Annotated in this window: 19 protein-coding genes and 1 pseudogene; 16 read left to right on the top strand and 4 right to left on the bottom strand. The window is 71.9% G+C overall.

Annotation, left to right across the window (positions count from 1 at the left end; translation table 11 throughout):
* The 6 genes and pseudogenes from ACFVFS_RS20965 to ACFVFS_RS20940 form a co-directional block, all read left to right on the top strand.
* A pseudogene (locus tag ACFVFS_RS20965) lies at window positions 1-693 on the top strand (hypothetical protein); the annotation flags it as partial.
* A 34-nt stretch (window positions 694-727) separates the two neighbouring features.
* On the top strand, window positions 728-1,168 hold the full coding sequence (locus ACFVFS_RS20960; protein WP_380626099.1) for a roadblock/LC7 domain-containing protein: 441 nt from the start codon (window positions 728-730) through the stop codon (window positions 1,166-1,168).
* 94 nt (window positions 1,169-1,262) lie between these two features.
* Window positions 1,263-1,637, top strand: coding sequence for a hypothetical protein (locus ACFVFS_RS20955; protein ID WP_380626098.1), 375 nt, complete (start codon window positions 1,263-1,265; stop codon window positions 1,635-1,637).
* Window positions 1,638-2,060: 423 nt separating this feature from the next.
* Window positions 2,061-2,783, top strand: a complete 723-nt coding sequence (locus ACFVFS_RS20950; RefSeq protein ID WP_380626097.1) for an alpha/beta hydrolase — start codon at window positions 2,061-2,063, stop codon at window positions 2,781-2,783.
* A gap of 219 nt (window positions 2,784-3,002) precedes the next feature.
* On the top strand, window positions 3,003-3,455 hold the full coding sequence (locus ACFVFS_RS20945) for a VOC family protein (RefSeq protein WP_380626096.1): 453 nt from the start codon (window positions 3,003-3,005) through the stop codon (window positions 3,453-3,455).
* A 128-nt stretch (window positions 3,456-3,583) separates the two neighbouring features.
* Entirely contained in the window at window positions 3,584-4,228 is a 645-nt protein-coding gene (locus tag ACFVFS_RS20940; RefSeq protein ID WP_380626095.1) for a flavin reductase family protein, read from the top strand.
* Here the strand turns inward: ACFVFS_RS20940 and ACFVFS_RS20935 are convergent.
* Entirely contained in the window at window positions 4,186-4,788 is a 603-nt protein-coding gene (locus tag ACFVFS_RS20935) for a MarR family winged helix-turn-helix transcriptional regulator (RefSeq protein ID WP_380626094.1), read from the bottom strand. The genes ACFVFS_RS20940 and ACFVFS_RS20935 overlap by 43 nt on opposite strands.
* Before the next feature lie 92 nt (window positions 4,789-4,880).
* Here ACFVFS_RS20935 and hpaH point away from each other — a divergent pair, with 92 nt between their 5' ends.
* Together hpaH and ACFVFS_RS20925 are read left to right on the top strand one after the other, a co-directional pair.
* On the top strand, window positions 4,881-5,708 hold the full coding sequence (gene hpaH, locus ACFVFS_RS20930) for a 2-oxo-hept-4-ene-1,7-dioate hydratase (protein ID WP_380626093.1): 828 nt from the start codon (window positions 4,881-4,883) through the stop codon (window positions 5,706-5,708).
* On the top strand, window positions 5,705-6,493 hold the full coding sequence (locus ACFVFS_RS20925; protein WP_380626092.1) for an HpcH/HpaI aldolase/citrate lyase family protein: 789 nt from the start codon (window positions 5,705-5,707) through the stop codon (window positions 6,491-6,493). The genes hpaH and ACFVFS_RS20925 overlap by 4 nt, the downstream gene beginning before the upstream one ends.
* Before the next feature lie 13 nt (window positions 6,494-6,506).
* Here ACFVFS_RS20925 and ACFVFS_RS20920 read toward each other — a convergent pair whose 3' ends face one another.
* Entirely contained in the window at window positions 6,507-7,475 is a 969-nt protein-coding gene (locus ACFVFS_RS20920; protein WP_380626091.1) for a GlxA family transcriptional regulator, read from the bottom strand.
* Entirely contained in the window at window positions 7,472-8,056 is a 585-nt protein-coding gene (locus ACFVFS_RS20915; RefSeq protein WP_380626090.1) for a cysteine hydrolase family protein, read from the bottom strand. The genes ACFVFS_RS20920 and ACFVFS_RS20915 overlap by 4 nt, the downstream gene beginning before the upstream one ends.
* A gap of 196 nt (window positions 8,057-8,252) precedes the next feature.
* Between ACFVFS_RS20915 and ACFVFS_RS20910 the strand changes: the two genes are divergently transcribed.
* From ACFVFS_RS20910 to ACFVFS_RS20875, 8 genes are all read left to right on the top strand, one after another.
* The gene (locus tag ACFVFS_RS20910) at window positions 8,253-9,005 is read left to right on the top strand and encodes a VIT family protein (RefSeq protein ID WP_380626089.1); all 753 of its coding nucleotides are present in this window, start codon (window positions 8,253-8,255) and stop codon (window positions 9,003-9,005) included.
* 410 nt (window positions 9,006-9,415) lie between these two features.
* Window positions 9,416-11,140 (top strand): trypsin-like peptidase domain-containing protein, encoded by a 1,725-nt coding sequence (locus ACFVFS_RS20905; protein ID WP_380626088.1) that lies wholly within the window; start codon window positions 9,416-9,418, stop codon window positions 11,138-11,140.
* Window positions 11,059-13,449 carry a tetratricopeptide repeat protein gene (locus ACFVFS_RS20900; RefSeq protein ID WP_380626087.1) on the top strand — a complete coding sequence of 797 codons (2,391 nt, stop codon included), beginning with the start codon at window positions 11,059-11,061 and terminating at the stop codon, window positions 13,447-13,449. Before ACFVFS_RS20905 ends, ACFVFS_RS20900 begins: the two co-directional genes overlap by 82 nt.
* Window positions 13,450-13,503: 54 nt before the next feature.
* Window positions 13,504-14,994 carry a VWA domain-containing protein gene (locus ACFVFS_RS20895; protein ID WP_380626086.1) on the top strand — a complete coding sequence of 497 codons (1,491 nt, stop codon included), beginning with the start codon at window positions 13,504-13,506 and terminating at the stop codon, window positions 14,992-14,994.
* A complete protein-coding gene (locus ACFVFS_RS20890; RefSeq protein WP_380626085.1) occupies window positions 14,991-16,133 on the top strand; it encodes a hypothetical protein in 1,143 nt (380 codons plus the stop codon). Before ACFVFS_RS20895 ends, ACFVFS_RS20890 begins: the two co-directional genes overlap by 4 nt.
* A complete protein-coding gene (locus tag ACFVFS_RS20885; RefSeq protein ID WP_380626084.1) occupies window positions 16,133-17,551 on the top strand; it encodes an ABC transporter substrate-binding protein in 1,419 nt (472 codons plus the stop codon). The genes ACFVFS_RS20890 and ACFVFS_RS20885 overlap by 1 nt, the downstream gene beginning before the upstream one ends.
* Window positions 17,548-17,910 (top strand): CU044_2847 family protein, encoded by a 363-nt coding sequence (locus ACFVFS_RS20880; protein ID WP_380626083.1) that lies wholly within the window; start codon window positions 17,548-17,550, stop codon window positions 17,908-17,910. Before ACFVFS_RS20885 ends, ACFVFS_RS20880 begins: the two co-directional genes overlap by 4 nt.
* An 88-nt stretch (window positions 17,911-17,998) precedes the next feature.
* Window positions 17,999-18,403: a hypothetical protein gene (locus tag ACFVFS_RS20875; RefSeq protein ID WP_380626082.1), complete on the top strand. Its 405-nt coding sequence runs from the start codon at window positions 17,999-18,001 to the stop codon at window positions 18,401-18,403.
* A 109-nt stretch (window positions 18,404-18,512) separates the two neighbouring features.
* On the opposite strand, the gene ACFVFS_RS20870 is transcribed toward ACFVFS_RS20875, so the two are convergent.
* On the bottom strand, window positions 18,513-25,607 hold the full coding sequence (locus ACFVFS_RS20870) for an RHS repeat-associated core domain-containing protein (protein ID WP_380626081.1): 7,095 nt from the start codon (window positions 25,605-25,607) through the stop codon (window positions 18,513-18,515).
* Window positions 25,608-25,764: the final 157 nt, after the last annotated feature.

Genomic DNA, 25,764 nt, shown 5'->3' with positions numbered 1-25,764 from the left:
CGGGGGCGGGTCGGCGAGGCCCTGGTCGAGGAGGGGTGGCTGACCCGGGGCGAGTTGGAGCTGTGCCATCTCGGTGCGCTGTTCGACGCCGCCTGCTTCCTGTTCGACTCCCCGTCGGTCGAGGCCTCCTGGGGTTTCGAGCCGGGGGTGCGGCACTGGCTGGGCCCGGTGGCGTCGGTGGGGGTGCGTCGGCTGCGCCGGGAGGCGGAGCGGCGGCGGCACCTGTTGGACGGGATCTGGCCCTCGGCGCGGTTCGACACCGCGCCGCTGTGCCGCGGTGCCGTTCCGCCGGGCGTCGCTCCGGGGCGCCATGCCCGTCGGGTGCGTCCGCCGACCGGGCGGCAGTGCGAGCTGCTCGACCATGCGGACGGGCGGAGAACCCCGGCGGAGCTGGCCCGGCTGCTCGGGCGCTCCGCGTTCGCGACCACGGCGGACGTCCGCCGGCTCGCCTCCGCGGGCCTGCTGACCGGTCCCGACACCGGATGCGCGGCCGGCATACCGGGTACGCCGGGCACACCGACCACGACGCCGGGGACACCCGACGCTCTGAACCGCCGCGTGCCGGGCGCGGCGCTCGCCGTCCTCGGCGGCCACCCGACCGACCCGGCCGCGGGGCCACCCCCGTCCACCCTCGCCGCCCCGGACATCACGCTGCTGATCCGGGTCCGAACCCTTCTGGAGGCCCGACTTTGAACCACGCTCCGCCCGCGACCCCGCCCTCACGGACATGAGGCGGACGCTCAAGCAGCGCGCCGGAAGGAGACAACTGATCGCCTTGGAGACCGAACTGCTGACCGAACTCCGCGCTCTCAGACACCGGTTGCCGCACCTCGCGGGCGGCCTGGTGGCCAGTGTGGACGGACTGCTGGTCGCCCACGACACCCACGGGACCGAGCCCTCGGGCCTGGCGGCGATGAGCGCCGCCTCGCTCAGCCTGGCCCATCGGCTCGCCGACAGCACCGGCCAGGGCGAGTTCCGGGAGTCGCTGGTCCGCGGTGAGAACGGCTACGTCGCCACCTACGCGGCCGGCGGCAGCTGCGTGCTCACCCTGCTCGCCCACCCGGAGGCGAACATCGGCCGCCTGCACCTGGAGGCCCGCCGCTCCGCCCAGCGCATCGCGGCACTCGTGAACGACCCCGTGCCGCCCGTGGAGACCCGGGAGTCCTGAGCGACTCCGGGCCGCACCACCGATGTCCCACGATTTCCCACCGACCCCCGACCGAATCCCCCCGATTCCCGTCCGACGAACTGGAGACCCCGAGATGACCGACGCCGCAGGCGCGCTGAAGCAGGCCATGACCGCGATCGAGGGCGCCATCGGCGCCGCCCTGGTCGACTACAACAGCGGCATGGCGCTCGCCACCCTCGACGGCCCCGGCGGCCTCGACCTCAACGTGGCCGCCGCCGGGAACACCGACGTGGTCCGGGCCAAGATGCGCACCATGGACATGCTGGGCCTCAGCGACGGGATCGAGGACATCCTCATCACCCTCAGCAGCCAGTACCACCTGATCCGCCCGCTCACCAGCCACAGCGGCAAGGGCCTGTTCCTCTACCTGGCGCTCGACAAGGGCCGGGCCAACCTCGCGATGGCCCGCCACCAGCTCACCAGGATCGAGGCCGACCTGGAGATCTGAGCGCCCTCGGCGGACGGCCCGATCAGCGCGCGCGTCGGGACGGGCGCGCCGCCGGGGACCACCTCTACGGCCGCCGTCGCCCGGCCCGCCGCCGTCGTGGTCGCCGCAGGGTCAACGCGGTTCGCCGCAGCGGGTCTTGAGGGGATGCGCGAGCGCCGGTCCACCGCCCGGAGACGGGGCGGCGGCGGGCGGCACGGCCGTGGCGGTCCGGCGGGTCCGGCGGGTCCGGCCCCCGATCGCCCGGACCCGGCCCGTACGGACGTCGGCGCACCGCGCGAGGGCCGAATCCTCTTCACCGACCGGTGACTCCTATGGCCGTACGGCCGTGAGGGCGACGGCAGCGCCGGCGGCACCCGCGTGCGGGCGCCGTCCGCGTTCCGCTCCCACGGGTTCCCCGATCGATCGAAGACCGAGAGGCCCCTCATGTTCCTTCCACCCCCCTCCGCCGCGTCCCCAGGGGTGCTGCTGGTGCACGGCGCATGGCACACCGGCCATGCGTGGGACGGCGTCGCGGCCGGGCTGCGGGCCCGTGGCGTCACCGTGGCCGTCGCCGAGCTGCACCGCGGGTCGCTGGCGGCCGACATCGCCGCGGCCGAGGCCGCACTGGACCGGCTCGCCGCCGGCGGCCCCGCCGTCGTGTGCGGGCATTCCTACGGCGGCGCCGTCATCACCGGCCTTCCGCCGCACAGGATCGGCCATCTCGTGTACCTCGCCGCGATGATGCCCGACCACGGCGAGACCGCCCTCGGCCTGCTCGCCAGTGCGCCGCCCACCGACCTGCGGACCAGCATGATCGGCGATCCCGCCGGAACCACGACGATCGACCCGAAGGCCGCGGGAGGGCTGTTCCACTCCCAACTCGGCGAGGAGGAGCGCGCCCGCCACACCGCCGCGCTCGTCCCCCAGTTGATGGCCCCCGGCCATCAGCCGACGACCAGCGCCGCCTGGCACCGGCGGCCCAGCAGCTACGTGGTCTGCACCGAGGACCGCGCCATGCACCCGGACCTGCAACGCCGATTCGCCGCCCGCGCGACCCGCACGCTCACCTGGCACAGCGACCACGGGGTGTTCGCGTCCCACGAGGCTCAGACCGTCGGACTGCTCCACCGGCTGGCCACCGGAAGCCGGCCCACCCGGGCCGGCTAGGAGGGCGCGCCTCAGGAGTGCCGGTCGCAGCCGCTCCCGGAGGGCCGCGACCGGCACCGCGCCGCCCCCACGGCCGGCCCCGCCCGAGGGCGCGCGGGCGAGGGCGCGCGGGCGAGGGCGCGCACCGTCGTGGCGGCCTTGACAGCTCCACCCGACACGCGCAATGGTACGTTCACCAGATGGTACGGGAGCCGTACTACATGAACTCCGGAGGTGAGGATGGCTGTTCAGATTCGTGAGCTCCACCATGTCGGCCTGGGGATGGACACCGCGACCGCCGATGCGGCGCGTGACTACTACCGCGACGTGCTCGACCTGACGCAGGACGCCGGACGCTGGCACATTCCCGGCATCCACGGCTACTTCCTGGACATCCCCAGCGATGTGCAGATCCACCTGCTGGGCAGCGACGGACCGTCGCCGTACAGCAAGGGGCCGGGCAAGGACCCCGTGGAGAACCACGTCGCGCTGGCGGTCGAGGACATCATCGAGGCCGAGGAGGAGCTCAAACGCCTCGGCGTGGAGTACTTCACGCTCGACAACGTCGCTTCGCCGAACCTCAAGCAGCTCTTCCTGCGCGATCCCGCGAACAACCTCGTGGAGATCCACCAGCTCGGGCTGTGCCGGTGCCGCAGGAGTCAGCGGCCCGCGCCGGCCGGCCCCTCCGACTGACCTGCCGCGTCGCGCGACACGTCCGCCGGCTGTCTCCCGACACGGTCGGGGCCGAGGCGTCGGGAGACAGCCCCCATCCGAGCCAGCCGCACCAGGAGGACCGCCCCGTGCTCTTCGACATCGCCGCCATGGCCGCCAAGCCGCGCTACAACCTGTTGGCCTCGCTGATCGTTCCTCGGCCGATCGCCTGGGTCACCAGTCGTGACGCGAGCGGCCGGCTGAACGCGGCGCCCTTCTCCTTGTTCAACCTGATGGCGGGCACTCCGCCCGTCGTGGTCCTCGGCATAGGCACCCGCGACGGACGTCCGAAGGACTCCGCCCGCAACATCGTCGAGACCGGCGAATTCGTGATCAACATGGTCAGCGAGGAGCTGCTGGAGGCGATGAACATCACCGCCGCCGAATTCGACGAGGACGTCGACGAGCTCGCCGAGGCCGGCCTCGCGACGATCCCGTCGCATGCCGTCGGCCCGCCGCGCATCGCCCGCAGCCCGGTCGCACTCGAATGCACCTACACCCGCAGCGTCCAGCTCGGTCGGAACCGCGATCTGCTCATCGGCGAGATCGTCTACGCCCATGTCGCGGACGGCGTGGTCCTCAACCCGGACCGCGGACACATCGACGCGGGTCGGATGAATCTGGTGGGACGGATGCACGGCGGCGGCTGGTACACGACCACCACCGCACCGTTCCAGGTCGCCCGGATCCAGGCCGAGGACCGGCGCCGGACTCAATCGCCCTCGGGCGACCAGAACTCGGAGTCCTTGAGGTGAACCCACAGCTTGTCGAGGATCCGCTGCAGGTCCTCGCGGTCCCGGTCGCTGAGCGTCGCGACCAGGTCCCGGCAGGCGTCCTCGAAGACCGGTACCGCGTCGGCGACGAACGCCTCACCGGTCGGCGTGATCTCGATGGGCGTGCTGCGCCGGTCCCGGACTTCACGGGTCCGGGTGATGAGCCCGCGCTTCTCCAGCCAGTCGATCACCCCGGTGGCGCTGGCCTTGGAGATCCCGAAGTAGTCGGAGATCCCGCTGGGCGTCTGCCGCATTCCCTGCGACTTCTCGTCCTCGGCGGATTGCGCGGCGAAGATCATCAGGATGTCGAGCTTGTTCTCCGAGATGCCGAGCCGGTCCAGCCTGCGGTTCACGGTGGCGATCACGTCGTCCGCCAGCCAGAGCATGGTCAGGCCGAGGGCCGCCGCGCTGATGTCGCGCTCCGGCTCGGACCGCGACATCACGCGCAGTACCGGGCGCATCGCCTCCGCTGCCGTCCGCTGGATACGGGTGGCCGCCAACCGCCGGCGGCGCCTGGGGGCGCTGTTCTGTGGCAAAGGCATTTCAACAGTCTAGGTGCCTGACCGTCAGTCTGCCGAACCACTCCTCCGGGACCCACCGACCACCACCACGAGCCGAATGGAGACGGGTAGCAGTGCTGACCGCCGCCGAAATCCAGAACGTCGCCGAACAACTCGAAACCGCGCAGATCACCCGTCAGCAGATCCGGCAGGTGTCGCTGTCGTATCCACAGATGACGATCGACGACGCCTACGCCATCCAACAGGCCTGGATGGCCATGAAGACCGGCTCCGGACAACGCGTCCGGGGCCACAAGATCGGGCTGACGTCCCGTGCCATGCAGATGTCGTCGAACATCACCGAACCCGACTTCGGGGTCCTGCTCGACGAGATGTTCTTCGCCGACGACGCGAACCTTCCCATCGAGTCCTTCGTCGTCCCCCGCGTCGAAGTGGAGCTCGCGTTCGTCCTCGGCACCGAGCTGTCCGGCCCGGGCTGCGGCGTCGTGGACGTCCTCAACGCCACCCGCTACGTCCTGCCCGCGCTCGAGATCATCGACGCGCGCATCGAACAGCAGGACCGGGACACCGGTCGGCCCCGGACGGTGCTGGACACCATCTCCGACAACGCCGCCAACGCCGGAGTGGTCCTGGGCGGACGGCCGGTGCGCCCGGCCGAGCTCGACCTGCGGTGGGTCGGCGCCATCTGCTACCGCAACGCGGTGATCGAGGAGACCGGCGTCGCCGCGGGGGTGCTCAACCACCCGGCCGCCGGTGTCGCCTGGCTGGCGAACCGGCTGGCGGCCCGGGGCGTGGTGCTCGAACCCGGCCATGTCGTGCTGTCGGGATCGTTCACACGACCGGTCCTCGCCCGCCCCGGGGACACCTTCCACGTCGACTACGGGCCGCTGGGCGCGATCGCGTGCCGGTTCGGCACCCTCACCGGAGGGGCGGGCGCATGAAGCGGCACCCCTTCCTCGACGGCGGCCGGGAGTCCCCGTCGATCGGCCTGTGGCTCGGCCTGGCCAACCCGTACACGGCCGAGCTCTGCGCGACGATCGGATTCGACTGGGTGCTGATCGACTCCGAGCACGCGCCCAACACCCTCCGGACCGTCGTCTCCCAACTCCAGGCGATCGCCGCGACACCCGCCACACCCGTGGTACGACCGCCGACCTCCCACCCCGAGGCCGTCAAGCGCTACCTCGACATCGGTGCCCGCACCCTCCTGCTGCCCATGGTCGACGGGCCGGAGCAGGCCGCGGCGGCGGTCGCCGCCACCCGCTACCCGCCCGAGGGGACACGCGGTGTCGGCAGCGCACTGGCACGCGCATCACTCTGGGGGCAGGACCCGGACTACCTCTCGACCGCGAACAGCCGGACCTTCGTGATCGCGCAGATCGAATCCCCGCGAGCCGTCGCCTCGATCGACGACATCACGGCCGTGGACGGCATCGACGCGGTCTTCATCGGCCTGTCCGACCTCGCCGCGACGATGGGCCGTCTCGGCGAGCCGACGCACCCCGACGTTCTCGCGGCCTTCCGGCACGTCGTCCAGCGCGCCCACCGCGCGGGCAAACCCGTGGGGACCCTGGCCGGCGGCGAACAGCTCGCGGAGACCGCCCGGGCGGCAGGCTGCCAGTTCATCGCCGTGGGCACCGACGTCGGACTGCTCACCCGAGGGGGCGCGCAGCTCCTGGGCGCGCACCGGCGCACCGGTCGGCCCGTCCAGCCCGCCGTGTACTGACGCCCGTGTCCCATCACGTCCGCCGACCGGCGGTCGAGGTGACGAACCCGGCCGGCCCCTCCCCGGCACGGACCGCCCCGGCGCGGGCCCGCAGGCGGCGGAGCATCCGGGCGTCCTGGAAGCCGGCCGCGCGGGCGGCGGCCTCCGCGGTGGCGCCGTGCGCGATGAGGTGCTCGGCCCGCTCGACGCGCAGCTCCTGCTGGTAGCGCAGCGGGGTGAGGCCGGTGGCCTCGGTGAAGTGGCGGGTCAGGGTGCGCTCGCTGACGCCCGACGCCCCGGCGAGGTCGGCGAGGCTGAGCCGGGCGGTGAAGCGGGCGTCGATCAGGTCCTGCACCCGGTGGACGGCGTCGACCAGATGGGCGCGGTGCCGGAGCATCACGCTGACCTGCCGCTCGTCACCGTTGCGCCGCGCGTAGACGACCATCTCCCGCGCGATCCGGGCGGCCGCCGCCGGCCCGTGCCGGACCGCGACCAGATGCAGGCTCAGATCGATGCCGCTCGCGATGCCGGCCGAGGTCACCACCCGCTCGTCCACCACGTACAGCACGTCGCGCACCACGACCGTCCCCGGGTAGCGCCGGGCCAGCTCGTCCTGCAGGTCGTGGTGCGTGGTGCAGCGCCGCCCGTCCAGCAACCCCGCCCGGCCGAGCGCGTCCGTGCCCGCGCAGACGCTGGCGACCGTCCCGCCGGCCGCGTGGTGGGCGGCCAGCCGCTCCAGCGTCGCCGGGGAGAGGTCCCCGTGCGCCCGCAGCGTCGACGAGCGCCAACCGGGGACCACGACCAGGTCCTCCGGCGTGAGCCGCGGCCACTCGGTGGAAGCGCGCAGCGCGACCCCCTGCGCGGTGGGGACGTCCTCCTGCTCGGCCACGTACCCGACCGTGTACCCGAGCCCGTGGTCGGCCGCCGTCGAGAACACCTGGGCGGGCCCGGCGAGGTCCAGCAGGTGCACCTGCGGGACCAGCAGGAAGACGACGCGGGTCACGATCCGGTCAGCTCCTTCACGGTGGTGACGGTGGCGAAGCGGCCGGCCAGAGCGTACTCGGTACGGGCGATGACCTCCTCCGTGGAGAGCGTGCGCGGATCGGCGAGGATCTCGTCGAGGCTGCGACCGGCCGGCGCGTCGCGGTGCTCGATCGGATGGGTGGCGGTCGCGTCGATCACGAACGTGACGTCGTAGCCGAGGTCGGCCGCCACCCGGGTGGTGGTCTCGCAGCACTGCTCGGTGCGAATGCCGCTGACCACCAGCTCGCGGATCCCCCGCCGGGTGAGCAGCTGGCGCAGATTGGTGGTGGTGAACGCGTTGTGCGAGGTCTTGGTGACGACGGGCTCGCCCTCCGCCGGCACCAGCCCCTCCATCGGGCGGACGTGGCCGAGGGCGGGGTCGAACACCGTCCCGGTGCCTGGCTCGGCGTGCAGGACCCAGACGACGAGGTCGCCCTCGGCCCGGGCGTGCTCGACGAGCCGCGCGACCTGCCCGACGATCCCGGGGTTGGAGACGGCCGCCCAGTTCTCGCGGCGGCGGAAGGATTCCTGGACGTCGATGACGAGGAGTGCTTTGGTCATGCCCCGATCCTCACCCCCACGGGGTGCCCGGGCGAAGACCCCATCGGGCCGCGATGCGGAACGATCCGGTCAGAGCGGGTGAGGGCGGGTCCGCCGCCGGGCACGACCGCTACCGGGCGGCGGACGTTCCGACACCCGATCCGTCGTCGCGGTGCGTCGCCGCTTCCCGTGGCCACCGGCTGCCATACTCCGCGGGATGGGACCTGGTGACGACGACCGAGAACCGCACTCCGCCGCGGCCGGACCGCATGCCGGCGAGCCGCACGAGGCGGGCGGCCTGAGCGGACGGTTGAACTGGCTGCGCGCCGGGGTGCTCGGCGCCAACGACGGGGTGGTGTCGACGGCCGGGCTCGTGGTGGGCGTGGCGGGCGCGCGGGCCACGGCGGAGGAACTGCTGACGGCCGGGCTGGCCGGGTTGCTGGCCGGGTCCCTGTCGATGGCGGCCGGGGAGTACGTCTCGGTCAGCACCCAGCGGGACTCGGAACGCGCCGCACTCGCCACGGAGCGGCGCGAGCTCGCCACGGAGCCGCAGGCGGAGCTCGACGAGCTGACCGACCTCTACATCGGCAAGGGGCTGTCGCCCCACCTGGCGCGGCAGGTCGCGACGGAGCTGACGGCGCACGATCCGCTGGCCGCACACGCCGAGGCCGAACTGGGCATCAACCCGAAGGAACTGGTCAACCCGTGGAACGCTGCCGCGGCGAGCCTGGCGGCCTTCACCGTCGGCGCGCTGCTGCCGCTGCTGGCCATCGTCCTGCCGCCGGCCGATGCCCGCGTCCCGATCACGGTCACCGCCGTCCTGCTCGCCCTCGCCGCGTGCGGCTGGGGCTCCGCCCGCCTGGGCGCGGCCCCGGTCCGACCCGCCGTCCTGCGCAACGTCGCCGGCGGCGCCCTGGCCATGGCGGTCACCTATGCCGCCGGGGCGCTGCTGCACGCCTCCACACGCTGACTCCCGGATCCCACGGCGATCCGTCGGCCGCTCCCGGGCCGCCGCCGGGAAGGTCGACGTCACCGTCACGACCCCCGCCGGCAGCACCGGCGCCACCGTGCTCACCACCGCCACCGTCAGCGCCACCCTGCTGGTCCTCGGCGGCCTCACCATCGCCTTCACCCGCCGCCGGCGCCACCACGGCTGAATGAACGCCCCGGAATGGGATGAGCCGGAGACCTCACCCCCGCCGATCTTGACCGGCGGGGGTGACCGGATCACGAGCTGATCTCTCCGCTTCAGCCGTGCTGCCGACGGCGGCGGCACGGACCGGGCCTGACGCCGGGCAGCAATGGGAACACACCGAACACCCGATCCGATCAAGGAAAATGACTATCTGTCAGATCCTTTCTGGCGTAATCTTTTCCGCCATGGGACGGGAGGATCCTTGGCTGGCACGCATCGAGGACACCCGGGGGCGCGTGCACGGTGCCGGGACGATGCTCGACGGCGAGTACGTGCTGACGTGTGCGCACGTGGTCGAGGAGGCCATCGAGGCCGGACGTGAAGCCGATCGCGAGGTCCGGGTCCGGATCGCCGGGCGTCCCGACGACGCCTACCCGGCGACCGTCGTCGAGAGCTGCTGGCAGCCGGCACTCCCGGGCCAGCGCGGGGATGTGGCGGTCCTCGCCCTGCGGTCGGTGGTGCCGGGCGCGCCGCGCGCGAGGATCCGGCGGACCTGGCAGCACGACGAGATCGTGCGGATCTTCGGCTTTCCGGCGGGCACCGACAACGGCCAGCAGGTGACCGCGAAGATCGCCTCGTACGACTTCACCGGGGAGCGGGTGCAGCTCGACGCGGTCCTGGAGCAGCGCGTCGGCCGCGGGTTCAGCGGTGCGGCGGCACTCGCCGAGGGCGGTGAGATCCTCGGCGTGGTCGCGGTTGTCCGGGCACCGCTCGCCGAGAGCAGCTGGATGATCGCGGTCCGGACGCTGTACAGGTACGCGAGCGCGGTGCTCGACGGGCATCTGACGAACCGGACCTCGCGGGAACCACCGGGTGACTGGCCGTCGCCGCAGGTCCCGGAGGTCCTGGACGACCCGGTGCGGCTCGCGCTGACCCGGCACCTGATCGGCTGGCTGGCGTCCGGCGGGCCGGGCGGGGTCTGTGCGATCGGCGGTGGCGGCGCGGTCGCGCTGACGTCCCGCCTGGTGGGCCTGACGGTGCCGGGCTACCGTCGGGCGGCCCCCGACGAGGCCGTCAGCGGCGCCCCGCCCGGCACCGTCCCGCAGCTGGGCCAGGTGGACGCCGCCGTCGACGCGACCGGGCGGACGACGGAGCAGGTCGCCCAGCAGCTGGCGGAGAGCCTGAGCCTGCTGACCGACCGCGTCACCGATGATCTCCCCCACCAGTTGGAGGAGTTGGGATCGCCGATCATCGTCGTGGTGAACGCGGTCGACCGGGCGGCCGATCCCGGCGAACTGTACTACCGGCTGCTCGAACCGATCGCCGCGCGGGCGCCGAGCATCGACGTGCGCCTGCTGCTCGCCTACCACGGCGACCCTCCGCGCTACGTCCGCAGCGCGGTCGCGGCGAGCCTCGGGCAGTCCGCCGCACTCGCCCCACCGAACGGCCGGCACGGCGAGGACCCGCGGTTCGGCGACCGACTCGGGCGGCTCGACCGGCTGGTCGAGGAGGTCGCGGCGGCCGAGCGCGATGCCCGGGTGTGCCGTGACCGCGCCGCGCCGCGGATCCTCGGCACGCCGCCGCCGCAGGTCGCCGCCGCGGCCGCGCTCGCGGTCCGCCTGCGGGTGCTGCGCGACACCGGCTCGACCGCCGCCGGGTCCACCGGCCGGGGATGGCTGCTGGAGGAACTCGGCACCTGCGAGGAGGCGGCCTCCCGGGCGCTGGCGCGGGCCCTGCGACTGAACGCCGAGTGCACGGCCCTGCTCGCCCGGCGCGACCGGGCCCGGGGACGGCTGGACGCGTACCGCTCGGAGGCCGCGGCGCGCGGCCTGATCGAGGAACTGGGCGACTCCTACGAAGCGGCCCGGCGGCTGCTCTACAGCGGCGGGTGCGACCTGCCGCTCGCCGAGCGCCGGGTCGAGGAGTACCACCGGGCCGTTCGGCGCGAGGTCGACAGGAGGCGGGCGTGAACCCGTGCAACCGTCCTGGCTGCGGTGGCGAACTCGATGCGACCGGCTACTGCCGGCGCTGTCTGCTTCCGCCGCCGGCGGCCGCACCGGCGGGCGGCGACCGGCGGCCGGTGCCGGGAGTGCCGGCCCCGGGAGCGCCGGCGCGGGGACAGCCCGCGCCGGTGCGCGCCAACCGCGGCACGCCGTCGTCCGCGCGCCTCGCGGAGCCCGTAGCGGCGCCGCGCCCGTCCGGCGACGACCCCTGGTGGGGACTTGGCCTCGTCACCCTGCCGACGATCGCCGGACCGGAGCCGGACCAGGCGGTCAGATCCGATCCACGCATCCCGGAGGAGCGCAGGCTCTGCCCCGATCCCGCCTGCCGCCGCCCTGTGGGCACGGGTCTCGACGGTCAGCCGAGCCTGCTGGAGGGGCGCTGCCCGTACGACGGAACGGCCTACTCGTTCGTGCCGAAGCTCGGCCGGGGCGACCTGCTGTCGGACCGCTACCGGGTCGAGGGCTGCATCGGGCACGGCGGCTTCGGCTGGGTCTACCTCGCCCACGACGAGCGCCTGAACAACCGTCCGGTGGCGCTCAAGGGCCTGATCGACGCGGAGGACCCCACCCGGGTCGAGGAGGCCGCCGAGGAGAAGCGGTTCCTGATCGAGCTCAGGCACGACGACATCGTCGACATCTACGACTTCGTGACGCACGAGCCGACGGGCGGGTCCCGGCACGGCTACCACGGCTACCTCGTGATGGAGTACGTGCCCGGCTACTCCCTGGAGCGCCCGGAACTGTTCGGCCTGCTGGAGACCGAGCAGGTCATCGGCTACGTCCTGCGCGCGCTCCGGGCGCTCCAGCACCTCCACGACAGCGGGTACCTGTTCTGCGACCTGAAGCCGAGCAACCTGATGGTGTACGGCTCCCGGATCAAGCTGATCGACCTCGGCGCGGTGCGCGAGGCCGGGAGACCGGGCATCGGGGCGTACTCGGAGGACTACATGGCCCCGGAGCTGACGGTCACCGGTCCCACCGTCGCCACCGACCTGCACACGGTGGGCCGGACCCTGGAGTCGCTCTTCCGCTGGTACACCACCGACCCCGACAGTGCCCGTTTCACCTCGCTGCGCCGGCTCATCGATCGCGCAACCCATGCCGATCCGCAGCTGCGCTTCGCCTCGGCAGCCGAGATGGCAGGCCAACTGAGCGGCGTGATCCGCGAGTTGGTCTCCGACCGCGACAGCACCCAGTACACCGCGCCGTCGCTGCTCTTCGCCCGCTCCACCACCCCGATCGACCCCGGACTCGGGGCGGTACCCCCGCTCGACCGGTGGACGAGCACCGCGGCGCTGCGGGCGGCGGCCGAAGGCAGCTGCCGTCCGCTCACCGCCGCCCCGCCCTCACCGACCATGGCCGCCGCCGGGCTGCCCGAGCCGCTGGTCGATGCCCGCGATTCCGCCGCCGGGTTCCTCAGGGCGTCGGTCAGCGCCGACCCGGCGGTCGCCCTCTCCCAGCTCGCCTCCTACGCCGATCCCGCCCCGGCCTCCGCCCGCACCTCCTCGCCCGAGGTCGAGTTGCTGCGCTGCCGACTCCACCTGCGGCTCGCCGACACCGCGGCGGCACGCGCCGCGCTGGACCGGGCGCGGGATCTGTTGCGGCCCGGCTGGCGACTCAACTGGCACGAGGGGCTGATGGCCCTGGCCGAGCAGCAGTTCGGCGGTGCGGAGAAGATGTTCACCTCCTGCCGCCAGATGCTTCCGGGCGAGCTCGCCCCTCGGCTCGCGCTGGCCCTGTGCGCCGAGTACCGGGCCGCGACCGACGGGGAACTCGACGCCGCGGCGGCGGCCTACCTGTCGGTGTGGCGGACCGACGGCTGGCACGAGAGCGCCGCCTTCGGCCACGCCCGGACGAGGCTGCGCCGCGGCGACCGGGCCGGCGCGATCTCGGCGTTGCGCCAGATTCCCGACACCTCACCCCACCACCGGGCGGCGCGGATCGCCGCGCTGCGGATCCACACCGGCCGGCTCGACGCGGGCCCCGAGGTCGTGCCCGACGGCTCGGACCTCGCCGAGGCCGAACAGGTGCTGGCCACGCTGCCGCTGGACGAGGCCGAGCGGCGCCGGCTCGCCGCCCTGATCCTGGAGGCCAGGCTCGACCGCCGGCGCAGCTCGCCATCGGGCCGGGCCGCGTCCGACGGCGAAGCCACCGAGCGCGAGCTCCGGTCGAGCCTGGAGCAGGAGTACCGGGAGTTCGCCCGGAAGGCGGACAAGAGGCTCCAGACCGTGCTCGTCGATCTGGCCAACGCCGTACGGCCGCTCACCACGCTGTGATCCGCAGGACTTCGACCGATCGTCAATCTCCCCCTACCGAAGAGGAATTGGCACATGAGCGAAGCACCGGCAGTCACCCTGGAGGCCAACTACGACCGGTACCGCTCCCTGGGCGAACGCGAGGTGCACGTCTACCTCAGCGTGACCGCGAGCACCGCGGCCGCCCGGCCGGCGCGCCCGCCGGGCGACGCGCGGTTCGCCGAGGTCATCCTGCTGGACCAGTCGGGGTCGATGAGCGATCCGCGCACCAAGCTCCAACGGGCCAAGGAGGCGAGTTGCGCCGCCATCGACACCCTCCGCGAGGGAACCCGCTTCGCGGTGGTCGCCGGCACCCACCAGGCAACCATGGTCTACCCGCGGGAGTCCTTCCTCGCCCCGGCGAGCACCGCTACCCGCGCGGAGGCGAAACAGGCTGTCGGCCGGATCGCCCCCGGCGCCCAGGGCACGGTCATCGGCACCTGGCTCGACAAGGCCCGTGAACTGTTCGAACCGCACCGCGATCTGATCTGCCACGTGCTCCTGCTCACCGACGGACGCAACGAGCACCAGAACCGGTCGACCCGGTCGATGGAGACCGTGCTCGCCGACTGCCGTTCCGTGTTCACCTGCGACGCCCGCGGCATCGGCGCGGACTGGGAGCCCGCCGAGCTGAGACGGATCGCCGAGGAACTCCAGGGCACCGCGGACGCGGTGCCGGACCTGGCCGACCTGGCACCCGAGTTCCGCGCGCTGATCCGCACCGCCATGGGCCGCACGCTGTCCGACCTGGCCCTGCGGGTGCGCTGCGCACCGGGCGTGTCGCTCTCGGCCCTCGAACAGGCCCACCCCGCTCTCGCCGATCTGCTCGGCCACCGCCTGCCGGTGGCCGGAACAGCGGCGGCCGACTACCCGACCGGCCCCTGGAGCAGCGAGGCACGCCAGTACGTCGCGACCTTCGCCGTGACCGGCGACCGGGCGGTCAGCGCCGCCCCGGAGACCCTGGCCTCCATCGAGGTCGTCACCGGCGCGATCGGCACCGAACTGGCCGCGCCCGTCAGCCCGGTGGAGGTGGTCGGCGTGCGCTGGGTCGACCATCCGGCCCAGGAGACCGTTCTCGGGACCGACTGGCGCCGCCACGAGCGGGAGAAGGAGCTGTACGCGATCAGATGGCAGGGCGGGACGCTGTTCCGCCGGGGGGACCACCACGGGGCGCGCGAGGCCTGGGGCCGGGCCGTGGCGCTGGCCACCGAACTGCGCAACGAGGACGCGCTCCGGCGCCTGGGCAAGGTCGTCCAGGTCGAGGACGCCGCCCGCGGCGTGGTCAGCCTGCGGCCGGGGCTGGATCCGGACTACGTCCTGCAGGCCATGATGGGCACGTCCACCAGCAGCTCGTACGGTCCCTCGCGGCATCCGGGGCCGCGCGCCGACCACGCGCCCGGGCGCCCGCCGGCCCCGGGGTCCGCCTGCCCGAGGTGCGGCCGGGTGGCGGTGGCCGGCGCGCGGTACTGCGAGAACCCCGCGTGCGACCACGAATTCACCGACGGCTCACCGGTGATGGACAGATGACCGCCCCCGCCGCGGTGGCGGCCGAACCGGTGGCGGAGGAACCGGCGACACCCTCCACGACCGCGCGCACCCTGCGCCGGCTGCGCGCGGCCCTGGTGGCGGGCAGCCTGCTGACCGGTGCGCTGTGCGTGGTGGTGTCCAGCCAGGCACACGCCGGAGCCGAAGCGGCCGGCGAGCGGGCCGCCCCCGCGGTACTCCGGGCCGAGGCCGCGTACGCCGCGCTGGTGGACGCCCAACGCATGGCGGTGCACGGCTTCCGGCAGGGCACCGTACTCCTCGGCGGACTCGGCGACCGGTACCGGAACGACATCGCCGCGATCAACCAGAACCTGGCGGAACTGGCCGGGTACAACGCGGCGGGCCCGGCGGCCGCCGGTGATCTGCAGGTCATCGAGGGGCTCGTCGTCGACTACAACGCCGAGATCGAGCAGGCCGCCGCCGACTACCAGCAGACCGGCGAGCTCGCCCACGCCCTGCCGGCCCTGTGGTACGCCGGTCTGGAGTACCAGGAGATCTCGGGCAGGCTGGACCGGCTGCGGCAGGAGGAGAAGGCGGCCCTGACCGACCGGCGCGACTCGGTGTGGTTGGCGGGCGCCGCGGACCTGCTGTTCCTGGTGCCGTTCGCGCTGGTGCTGGCGCTGTTCGCCTGGACGCAGCTCGTGCTGCGCCGCCGGTTCCGGCGCCGGGTGAGCCCCTGGTTGGCGGCCGCCGTGCTCGCCCTCACCGCGACGGCGCTGTGGTGCGGTCAGTCGCTCCACGGCTCGGACGGACGCCTGCGCTCGGCCCTGGACGGCCCGTTCGTCGAAGCCGTCACCCTGGCACAGCAGCAGGCCGGCCGGTCCGCCGCCGAAGCCGAAGCAGGTCTGTTCGCCCTCGTCGCACCGGCCTGCCCGACCACCACCAGGCCCTGCGGGACCCACCTGACACCGCCGGCGTCCGAGCCCGCGACCGTCGAGACGGAGCAGGAAGGTCGCCAACAGGCCCAGGCCGAAGTGGCCTTCACGGACGATGTCACCAAGGTGGACGCCGACTTCCCCCTACGCCAGGTGATCGTCGTGGCGCTGCCCCTGGCGGCGGCCGTGGCGGCCGTGTTCGCGCTGCACCGGCGCATCGGCGAGTACCGGTTCGGAGGCCGATGATGCGGCAGAAGCGCCGGGCCGCGCTGCGGCTCCTGCTGGTCCTCACCCTGCTGGCGGCGTCCGCCGCCTGCGTCGGCGGCTCGTCCGACCGGCACGTCCTGCGCATCCTGACACCCTGGACCTCCGGTGCCGAGAAGGACTCCTTCCAAGCAGTGATCGAGGCCTTCGAGGCCGACCATCACGACATCAACGTCCGGGTCTCCCCCACCCGGGCGCTCGACCAGGTGCTGCGGACCGGCGTGCAGAAGGGCGAGAAGCCGGACCTGGCCGTCCTGCCGAACCCCGGGGCGCTGCGCTCCTACGCGCAACAGGGCGACCTGGTCCGGCTGGACCGGTTCCAGGACGGCGAACTCGGCAACGATCTCGTCGATCTCCTGAAGTCCGACTACGACCCCTGGTACCGGCTCGGGGAGGCCGAGACCAGGGAGGCCGGGACCGGCGAGGCCAAGAACGGGGAGGCCAGGAGCGCTCTGTACGCCATCGTGGTCAAGGCCTCCGTCAAGAGCCTCATCTGGTACGCCCCCCGGCGACTCCCCACCCGGCCGCCCGACAGCTGGTCCGGCTTGGTCGGCCTCGGCCAGTCGATCACCCAGGGGGGCGGCACGCCCTGGTGCCTGGCCCTGGCCGACCCGCCCAACTCGGGGTGGCCGGGCACCGACTGGATCGAGGACGTCCTGCTGCACCAGTCGGGTGCCGACACCTACTCGGCCTGGGTCGACGGCAAGCTCACATGGACATCGCCGGAGGTCAGTGCGGCCTGGCAGACATGGGGCCGGACCGTCACCGCGCAGGGCGCGATCCACGGCGGCCCGCTGACCGCACTCCTGACCAGCTACGGCGAGGGGGCCTATCCGCTCTTCACCGCACCGCCGGGCTGCTACCTCGGGCACGGCGCCCTCGTCACCCCGGACCCCGAGGCGCCGACCGAGTCCGTCCCGGGAACCGACTACGACTTCGTCCCGTTCCCCGAGTTCCAGCCCGCGCGAACGCCTGCGTACGAGGTGTCGGGAGATCTCGTCGCGATGTTCCGCGATTCGCTCGAGGCGGAGAAGTTCATGGCCTTCCTCGCCGGCCCGAAGGCCCAACGGATCTGGCCGGGCCGGCAGCCGGAGGCGGCGTTCTCCGCCAGCCGCACCGTCACCCAGGAGATCGCGTCCCGTGACACCACCGGCAGCGTCGCCCGCCGGATCAACCAGCTGCTGGCCTCGCCCGCCATCCTGTGCTTCGACGCCTCGGACAGCATGCCCAGCACCATGGCGGCCGCGTTCAACCGCGCGGTGCTCGACTATCTGAACGACCCGTCCCAACTGCCGAAGATCCTCGCCGGGCTGGACAGGGTCCAGGCCGACGCTCGTCCGAAGCCGCTGCAGAGCTCCGTCTGCACACCGTCCCGACCCGCAGGCCAGGAGGCCCAGTGACCACACGTACCGAATTCACCCTGGCGTCCGGCGGGACGCTGGTGGTCGAGAGCGAGGACACCGGCACGGGAGTCGCGCCCGCCGGCCGGGGAGGCCTGGAGCGAGCGGGCGCCACGGTGCGGGACTCGCTGCACACCGTGGTCAACACGGCGTCCGACGTGATCGAGGCGTTCAGCGCCCTGCCGCGCCGACCCGACGAGATCGAGGTCAGGTTCGGCGTCAAACTGGACGGCAGCGTCGGCGTGATCCTGGCGGGCGGCTCCGCCGGCGTCCACTTCGACGTGACGCTCCGCTGGTCTCCCGACGATCCCGCCGGTGAGGCCGACGAAGCCGACGACGAGGAGCCACCGCAGCTCTGACCGCCCCCGCCGGCACGTGGTCGATCCATCCGGACGGGCCTCTGGACGATGCCGCCCGGGCCGGCGGCCCGTACCCCATAATGACCCAATGAGCAGATTCGCTGAGGTCATCGTCATCGCACGGGATGCCGAAGAAGTCATGGCGCCCCTGACGATCCCCGACAATTCGCGCAGCTGGCCCAATCGCTTCACCCGTATCGACGAGGGTTTCTTCGAGGACGGGGAAGGGGGGGCGGATTCGTGTTTCACCTGGGTCATTCAGTTCCAGCGGGCGACCTGGGCCGGCCTCATCCCCGACCTGGAATCACTTGAGTGGCCCGACCCCTTTTCGGTCCAGGTCCTCATACGGGACGAGGAGGACGACTGCTTCGGCCTCTGGATGCTGTACGACGGAAAGCTGGTCGAGGTTGCGCTGCCCCGGACGGAGCGCTTCCCTTTCAAGTCCAGCGTCACCGGGGTGCTGAAACGACAGGACGCAGCCGCCGACCGGTAGCGCCGGAGGACGCCTTTCACCCACCGGCCCCGTTCGAGGTTCCGCTGCGGATCGGGCATGTGGCTGACGTCAGGGACGTCAGCCACATGCTCCGGACCTCGAACCGCGACTAGGCTATCGGCCTCTCACACGGGATTCCCAGGTTGGGCCCGCACCCGGCGACCCACTCGTTCGCAGCGCCCCAGATCGTGCCCAGGTCTCCGATGATGCCCAATCCGGTGAACGCCTTCCCGCCGTAGCCTCCCGACGAGCGACGGCCGCCGCCGCCCCTCTCCTCGTCGGCGGTTCCCCGCGGCCCCGACTTCCCGCCGGAGGAAGGCTTGGCCATCGCGGCACGGATCCAGGCCGGCTGGCTGTCCTCGCTTCCGTCCGCCATGATGACCCGGACCTTCGAATCCGCCTGCCCGTAGTGGACCCCGATGGTTCCCGCCTGCTCCTTGCCCTGGGCCACGAAGATCACATTCTGCGTCTGGTACTTCCCGGTCAAGGACATCTTCTTGTCGATCGTCTTGACGATCTCCTTCGTCCCACTGGTCACGGTTGCGGTTGTCACGTCATAGGTGGTCACGGAGACGATCTTTCCGTCCTTCCACACCACCTTGATCAGGTCGGCGGTGGTTCCGGCAACGACATGGGTTCCGGCGGCGTTCTTCACGACCCCCTTGGCGACTCCGTGCTTCGGCGCCGCAGTGTCGTTCTGATAGAAGTACTTCTCGCCGTTTCCGGTCTTCTTGTCATAGAGAAGTCCGGCCTTCTCCAGATCCTTGTTCACCACCTTCAGAGCCGCGCGGGTCTCGTCGGAATCGCCGTCCTCCGCAACGATGTGCGGAACTCCGTTCTCGTCGAAGTAGGCGTCCATACCGTCGGTCTGGCCGTAGGTGAGCGCCGCCCCGCGCTGAATCCGACCGTTGGTGCATTGATCCTTGTTGTGCGTGCAGAATTCACGCTCGTCCGGATCGTAGAGACCCGTGGGGTCGCTTCGGTTGGTCGGGTTGTTGTGCGAATACGCGTAACCGTTCCACTGCTGCGGATCCTCGGCCACGAGGATCGGGTCCGCACTGAGGAAGCGGCCGGTGCTCGGCTGGTACTGGCGGGCGCCGAGGTTGGTGAAGCCGGTCGCTTCGTCCTTGAGCCCGCCGACGTACCCCTTGTCGCCCGCCCACCGGGTGGTGGTCGACTCGGTGCCGCGGGTGAGGCCGAACGGGTCGGTCGGCCGGCGGGTCTCGGCCAGCGACGCGCTGTCGATCGACAGGCCGTTGGTGCCGTGGTGGTCCGCGAACTGGTAGGTGAGCTTCGTCGCGCCCTGGCGGACGAGGGTGATCCCTCCGGGGATCGCGTAGTAGCGGGTACCGGTGCGCAGCCCGCTGCCCGTGTTGTAGGTGAGTTCGTCGCCGCCGCCGAGGTTGACGGTGACCTTGCCGGGGTTCCGGCGCACGAACTGGTTGCCGTCGGCGTCGTAGACGTAGCTGCTGGTCTGGGTGTTCTGGGTGGTCGAGGCTAGCTTGCCCTCCACGTCCCAGTTCAGACTGGCGCCGTTGCCGGCGTCGACCCAGTTCCAGGTGCTGGTGCCCCACTTGGACTGCCAGCCGGGCGCGTAGACCATGAACTTGCCGTCGTCCTGGACCACGGCGAAGTAGCCGCTTCCGGCACCCACGCCCGTCCCCGTCGACCAGAGCACGGTGTTCTGCGGGTCGTAGACCACGAAGTTGCCGTCGTCCTGCATCACCGCCCGCGAGCCCGGGTGGTCCTGCGTGTTCGACGACCACAGCACGCTGTCGCTGCGCAGTGAGGTCAGGACCAGGTTCCCGTCCGTCTGCATCGCCAACTGCGTGCTGTTGGAGCGCACCGACTCACCGGACTTCAACACGAAGCCGGCCTTCAGCTCCTTGTTGCCACCCGGGTTGGCGATCTTCGTGGTGTTACCGGCCGCGTCGTACTGGTTGGAGCCCGCCGCGCTGCCCGCCGTGCCGAAGGTGTACTTGCTGGTGGCCATCGCGTGCGGGCCACCGGTGCCGCCGCCCGTGCCGGCCGCGGTCGTCGGCGTGTTCCTGCTGCCCGCCGCCGGGAAGGTCTGCTTGACCTTCAGATCCTTCGAGCTGTCCCCGTTCACGTTGTGGTGGACCAGCTCGGTGCGGTTGCCGGTCAGGTCGTACGCGTACTCCTGCCAGTAGGCGGCACTGCCGCCCACGGTGGACAGCAGGGGCGCGACCGCGCCACTGGTCGGCGTCGTGTTGGCGCACGCGCCCTGACCGCCGATCGACGGCGTCGCCTGGTTCAGCTGCCCGGTGTCGCTCCACGCCGTCGTCAGACGGCCCAGGTAGTCGTACGTGAAGCACTGCAGATCCGTGGCCGACGGAGTGTTGTTCGGAATCGAGCGGACCGCCGTCAGCTGACCGGCCTGGTTGTAGGCGTAGGTCGTGTTCTGGACCGACCCCGTCGTCGCCGTCTGCTTGTCCACGTACTGCGACAACAGCCGGCCCGTCGACTCGTCGTACGTGTTGGTCGCCACCACCTGCGTCCCCCACGGGTTCACCGTGGAACGGATGTTGCGCCCGTAGGCGTCCCAGTCCGCCTGCCGCAGATACGTGATCCCCGCACCGCCCATGTCGTGCAGCGGTCCGTTGACCTCGTAGTTGTACGTCAGGTACTCGTCCGCCAGGTCGCCGGCGGCCGCACGCCCCTCCGACACCAGCGCGCCGCTGACCGGGTCGTAGACCGCCGAGTAGGCGAACGTCAGCTGGCCCGTCAGGCCGACCTCGCTCCCCGGGATCGACACCGTCGTCGCGGTCGGCCGGTAGGCGTCGTCGACCGCGGTGACGGCCTTGGAGTAGGCGGCACCCGACGCACCGCCCACGTACCTGGTGGACACCGCGAGCTGGCCCTTGGCCACCGTGTCGTACGTGAACCCGGTCAGCTGGTTGGCCGCGGTCACCGTGCCGTTGTACGTACCGGTCTTGCGGCCCAGCAGGTCGTAGGTGGACGCCACCGTCTGACCGCGCGCGTCCGTGGTGCCGATGAGCCGCCCCGCGAAGTCGTACGCCTGCGTGGTCGAGCCCGTGTCCGGGTCGTCCACCCGGACCTGGCGGCCACGTTGGTCGTAGCCGTAGCTCCAGGTGTTCCCCGCCGCGTCCACCCGCGAGGCCGCCTTGCCGAGCGGTGTGTAGGTGTACGTCGTCACGTCGGCGTCGGCGGGGTTGCCCGTCGCCGTCGGCGTGCGGTACTGCCACAGCTGCGCGATGCGGCCGCGCGCATCCGTCACCGTGCTGGTGGCCGTGGCACCGCTGGGCGGAGTCACGTCCACCCGGTCGTTGCCGGGGTACGCCGTCGCCGTCGTCGACTGGAGGACCCCCAGGGCGATCGACTGCGCGCTCACGGACCGGCCCAGGCCGTCGAAGACCGTGTAGGACTGGCTCGGCACGCTTGCCCCGTTCGGCTGCCAGCGCACCGTCGTCGGGCCGGAGGTGTCCTCGTAGTACGCGTTGTAGACGCGGTTCGGCCGGCTCTGGGAGTCGTAGAACGTATCGGTGATCAAACGGCCGTGGTAGGCGGAGACCGCGGGCTCGCTCTGCGACTGCACCACCCGGCCCAGGCCGTCGGTGATCTGGGTCACCAGCGCGTACGTACCGTTCGGCCGCAGCGTCCTGCTGGTGAGCGAGGACGGCGCCGATGTCCCCTGCACCGAGTAGTCGAAGGTCTGGTTCGCACTGGAGGCCTTCGACCGCCCCGGCATCCAGACCGCCGTGAGCCGCCCGAGGCCGTCGTAGGCCTGGTTCACCGTCCGGGAGTTGGAGTCGGTCGTCGCCACCGGGAGACCGCGCGCCGGGTTCAGCTTCACCACCGTGGTGCGCCGGCCCCCGGCGTCGGGCGTCCCGGCCGGAGCAGGCGTGGCGGTGGCGAGCTCGGCCGTCAGCTCTCCGGGGGCGGCGGCTCCGTAAGCGGTCGTCGTGACGGCACCGCCGGGGTTCGCGCTGTCGGTGACGGTGGTGTCGACGTCGCTCACCACGCGCCCGTAGCCGTCATAGGTCTTGGAGCCCGTGGTCACCCACTGCGCGGCACCGGCGCCGTCGAACCGGTCGAGGACCTGGACGCCGGTCAGCTCGCCCTTCGCGCCGGCGCTGCCGAACACCGTGCTGTCGTACAGGGTGCGCGCTCCGCTGACGGTGTTGGCCGATGCCGGCGTCGCGGCGCAGGCGTCGGCGCCCGACACGGTGACGACCTCGGACACCAGGGCGGTCATCTGCGGATTGCCGCCGGCCGCGTACGAGGTGCGGGTGCAGACGTCCGGCGTGCCGTCCGCCGTGCTGAGCGAGGTGGTGATCCGGTTTCCGTAGGCCGGGTCGGTGGTGCTCACGGTCGAGGCGGTCCGGGTGCCGCTCGACGTCTTCGCCGTGGTCGTACTGGTCGTCGTCGTCGACGCGTACCGGGCGACCAGGTCCGGCAGACCGCTGCCGCGCACATGGGTAGCGCGGTCGACCGGGCCGCTACTGGTGTTCACCGTCCAGCTGTCCGGCTCGGACGCGTTCTCGTCCGCGTAGGTGTCGGTCTCCAGCGGTCGGCCGGTGAGCCAGGCGTGGTCGGCCTTGGCCCCGCTCTTCGGACCGGCGACCGTGGCCGCGACGGCGGTGTTGTTGGCCTTGACGTCGCCGTCCATGCCCTGGTGGTAGCTGGTCGACGACTTCGACCTCACACCGTCCTGACCGGATCCCGTGATCACGGTCACCGACTGGAAGCCCCGGAACTGGTCCCAGGTCCGGAAGTCCGACTGCACCAGGGCGCCGTCGTTCCGGTGCCAGGCCGCCGGACCGTACGAGTACGCCGTCGTCTTCGCGATGGAGCCCGCGACGAGGCCGCTGTTCGGGTTCACCGTCACCGAGGCCACCGGGTAGTGCAGGAACCAGTCGTCCACCGGGCCCGGAACAGCCGTGTCGTACCACTTCACGGGGAAGCAGCTCAGTGTGTTGCTGTCGGCCGAGGCCGGCATCCGGTTCGCCGTCCGCGAGCAGGACTCCTTCACGTAGTCGACGTTGATCGTGCCACCGGTCTCGATGGTGATCACCTCGATGCGGGGCCGGTTGTAGCGCGGCCTCGCCGGCAGCAACCCGTCCACCCGGTTCGGCAGCATCAGGCTGGCGAAGGTCACCTTCGGCAGGCTCTTCTCCTCCTGGCCGTCGAAGGTGTCCTTGCCGGAGCGCTTCACCGACTCAAGCCACGGAATCGGCTGGTTCTCCCCCGCGTTCTGCGGGGTCTTGAACACGTGCGCCAACTCGTAGACGTCCACCGGACGGTACGACGCACCCGAGCGGATCGACGTCGTGATCTTGTTCAGCCACTTCGTCGACCAGTACGTCGGAGCCACGTTCGAGCAGGTACCGCTCGCACCGCACTGCTTGTCCAACGGCACATCCGGCCAGTTCGCGGCATTCGCCGACGTACGCTGCGCGGGATCGCAGGCCGCCGCACTCGTCACGCACCGCTCACCCGGCTCGAACTCGATCCGCGACGCCGGCCTGTACGCACCGTTCGCCGCCAACTGGTCCGACAGCAGCTGCCCGTAGCCGATCGACGACAGCACACCGCCGCGCGTGTACTCCGTGGTGGCCCCGGCACCCGGGTTCTGGCCGCCACCGCGCGCGTAGTGGTTGGTCTCGGGCGTGTACGCGTACGTCGTCAGGTTCCCGTGCACGTCCACCACGTAGTCCAGGTTCCAGCGCCACGCCATCTGGCACCACGAACCCTTCCCCTTGGAGGAGTCGTAGCACGGATCCCCGGCGTTCGGCGAGTACACCGGCACCGTCCACGCCGAACCGCTCGCCGGACCGACGGTGGTCGGCGTACCGGTCGCGGAGGGAAGGTGGTTGAGGCCGAAGTAGAAGACCGTCCCCGAAGTGTCGGTCACCTTCAGGTAACCCTTGTTCCACGTGCCGTTCTCCGCGCCGGTCAGGAACTCGACCTTCGTGCCGTCGTCGTTCTTCAGCCGCCAGGTGCACTTCGACTGCTCGAACGACGCGTCCCCGCCCACACACGAAGCGTCGTGCGGCACCAGTTCACCCGAGTGCCCGCCCAGCGAAAGCGTCAGATTCGCCCCGCCCCAGCACTGGTCACCCGAATTCGCGATGCCCGCCTTGTCGCACGGCTTGTACGAGCGCTCCACGAAGCCCGTGTTCAACTCCCAGCCGTCACCGATCCAGGACGCCTGGGAATTCGTCGACGCGGTCTTCCCGTCCACGGAGGAGGAATCGTAGCCGAGCGCCACCTGCGGCACGGCACCGCCGAGCGTGGGCGGCGAGACGATCGGATAGCTGTACGTGAACGCCCCCGAGGAGCCGCCCGCCGTCCACGACTGACTCGGCGACAATGACGTGGCACTGTAGGTGCCGGTCCCGCTCGACGGAGTGCCCTCCGTGGCCAGCACCAGCGAACCCACTGCCGCCTCGGCGGACTTCGCCTCCGGCTGCGCCCCGTTTGCCGAACCGGCACCGTCCGCCGAACCGCCGCCGTCCGCCCGCAGCTCCACGTCCGCGACCAGCCGCTTCGCCTCCGCGTCGTAGTGCGACGCGACCGGCGTCCGCACCAGGCAGCCCGCGACCTCCGGCGTCGTCAGCGCACAGCCCGGCAGCGACACCAGTCGCGCGCGCTCCGCGAAGTCACCGCCGAACCCGACAGCACCCAGATCCAGGCCGACCCGGACCTTCCCGGGCTCGGCCCGCCCCTCCCGCCCCAGGTCCGCGCCGAGCGAGAACAGCGCACCCTGCACACCGGCCGCATCAGCGGCCTTACCGTCCGCCACCTGCACCCGTACGGGCACCCGCGCACCCGGGGCACCGTCGGCCTCCGGCGCCAACGGCGCCAGCCACACCGGTAGTTCGCCCGCCTTCTTCGACGCGCCCGCGGCCGGCTCCCGCACCTGTGACCCGGCCGCGTCACCGCGGGCGGACTTCGCACCCGCCGCAGGCGCCGCATCCAGCTCCACCACGGCGGAACCGCTCGGCACCCGGGGCAGCGCCTTCGGCGGCACCCAGTTCGGCGAGCCGGTCACCGGCTCGGCCGACTTCGGCTTCTCCGCCGAACCCGGCACCGACGCCGTCTTCGGCAACGGCGTATGGGGCGGCGACCAGATCCGGTCCTTGTCGCCCGCGGTCGGCGGGGCCGCCAACGCCGGTGCGACAGGTGCGATCAGCGCGCCCAGCAACACCAGCGAACTCACCAGAGCTCTACGGGATCCCCACAACCCTGAAGGCGGATCCCCCCTCCCGACAAACCTGGCCAAACCGGCTCCACGACCAGCCATTGCCACCCCCCACAGCTCGCCGCACCCTCAATCCGGGTACGGACAAAGGACTCTGGCGGAGAGTAGGGCCTGA

The sequence above is a fragment of the Kitasatospora sp. NPDC057692 genome (assembly GCF_042799475.1).
Taxonomy (GTDB): Bacteria; Actinomycetota; Actinomycetes; order Streptomycetales; family Streptomycetaceae; genus Kitasatospora.
This window is presented reverse-complemented; position numbering and strand designations above follow the sequence as displayed.

What these genes read in the sequence shown, in the direction of transcription:
- ACFVFS_RS20960 (WP_380626099.1), top strand. Translation starts at nt 728, where the DNA reads ATGAGGCGGACGCTCAAGCAGCGCGCCGGAAGGAGACAACTGATCGCC.
- ACFVFS_RS20955 (WP_380626098.1), top strand. Translation starts at nt 1,263, where the DNA reads ATGACCGACGCCGCAGGCGCGCTGAAGCAGGCCATGACCGCGATCGAG.
- ACFVFS_RS20950 (WP_380626097.1), top strand. Translation starts at nt 2,061, where the DNA reads ATGTTCCTTCCACCCCCCTCCGCCGCGTCCCCAGGGGTGCTGCTGGTG.
- ACFVFS_RS20945 (WP_380626096.1), top strand. Translation starts at nt 3,003, where the DNA reads ATGGCTGTTCAGATTCGTGAGCTCCACCATGTCGGCCTGGGGATGGAC.
- ACFVFS_RS20940 (WP_380626095.1), top strand. Translation starts at nt 3,584, where the DNA reads ATGGCCGCCAAGCCGCGCTACAACCTGTTGGCCTCGCTGATCGTTCCT.
- ACFVFS_RS20935 (WP_380626094.1), bottom strand. Translation starts at nt 4,788, where the DNA reads ATGCCTTTGCCACAGAACAGCGCCCCCAGGCGCCGCCGGCGGTTGGCG.
- ACFVFS_RS20925 (WP_380626092.1), top strand. Translation starts at nt 5,705, where the DNA reads ATGAAGCGGCACCCCTTCCTCGACGGCGGCCGGGAGTCCCCGTCGATC.
- ACFVFS_RS20915 (WP_380626090.1), bottom strand. Translation starts at nt 8,056, where the DNA reads ATGACCAAAGCACTCCTCGTCATCGACGTCCAGGAATCCTTCCGCCGC.
- ACFVFS_RS20910 (WP_380626089.1), top strand. Translation starts at nt 8,253, where the DNA reads ATGGGACCTGGTGACGACGACCGAGAACCGCACTCCGCCGCGGCCGGA.
- ACFVFS_RS20905 (WP_380626088.1), top strand. Translation starts at nt 9,416, where the DNA reads ATGGGACGGGAGGATCCTTGGCTGGCACGCATCGAGGACACCCGGGGG.
- ACFVFS_RS20895 (WP_380626086.1), top strand. Translation starts at nt 13,504, where the DNA reads ATGAGCGAAGCACCGGCAGTCACCCTGGAGGCCAACTACGACCGGTAC.
- ACFVFS_RS20890 (WP_380626085.1), top strand. Translation starts at nt 14,991, where the DNA reads ATGACCGCCCCCGCCGCGGTGGCGGCCGAACCGGTGGCGGAGGAACCG.
- ACFVFS_RS20885 (WP_380626084.1), top strand. Translation starts at nt 16,133, where the DNA reads ATGCGGCAGAAGCGCCGGGCCGCGCTGCGGCTCCTGCTGGTCCTCACC.
- ACFVFS_RS20875 (WP_380626082.1), top strand. Translation starts at nt 17,999, where the DNA reads ATGAGCAGATTCGCTGAGGTCATCGTCATCGCACGGGATGCCGAAGAA.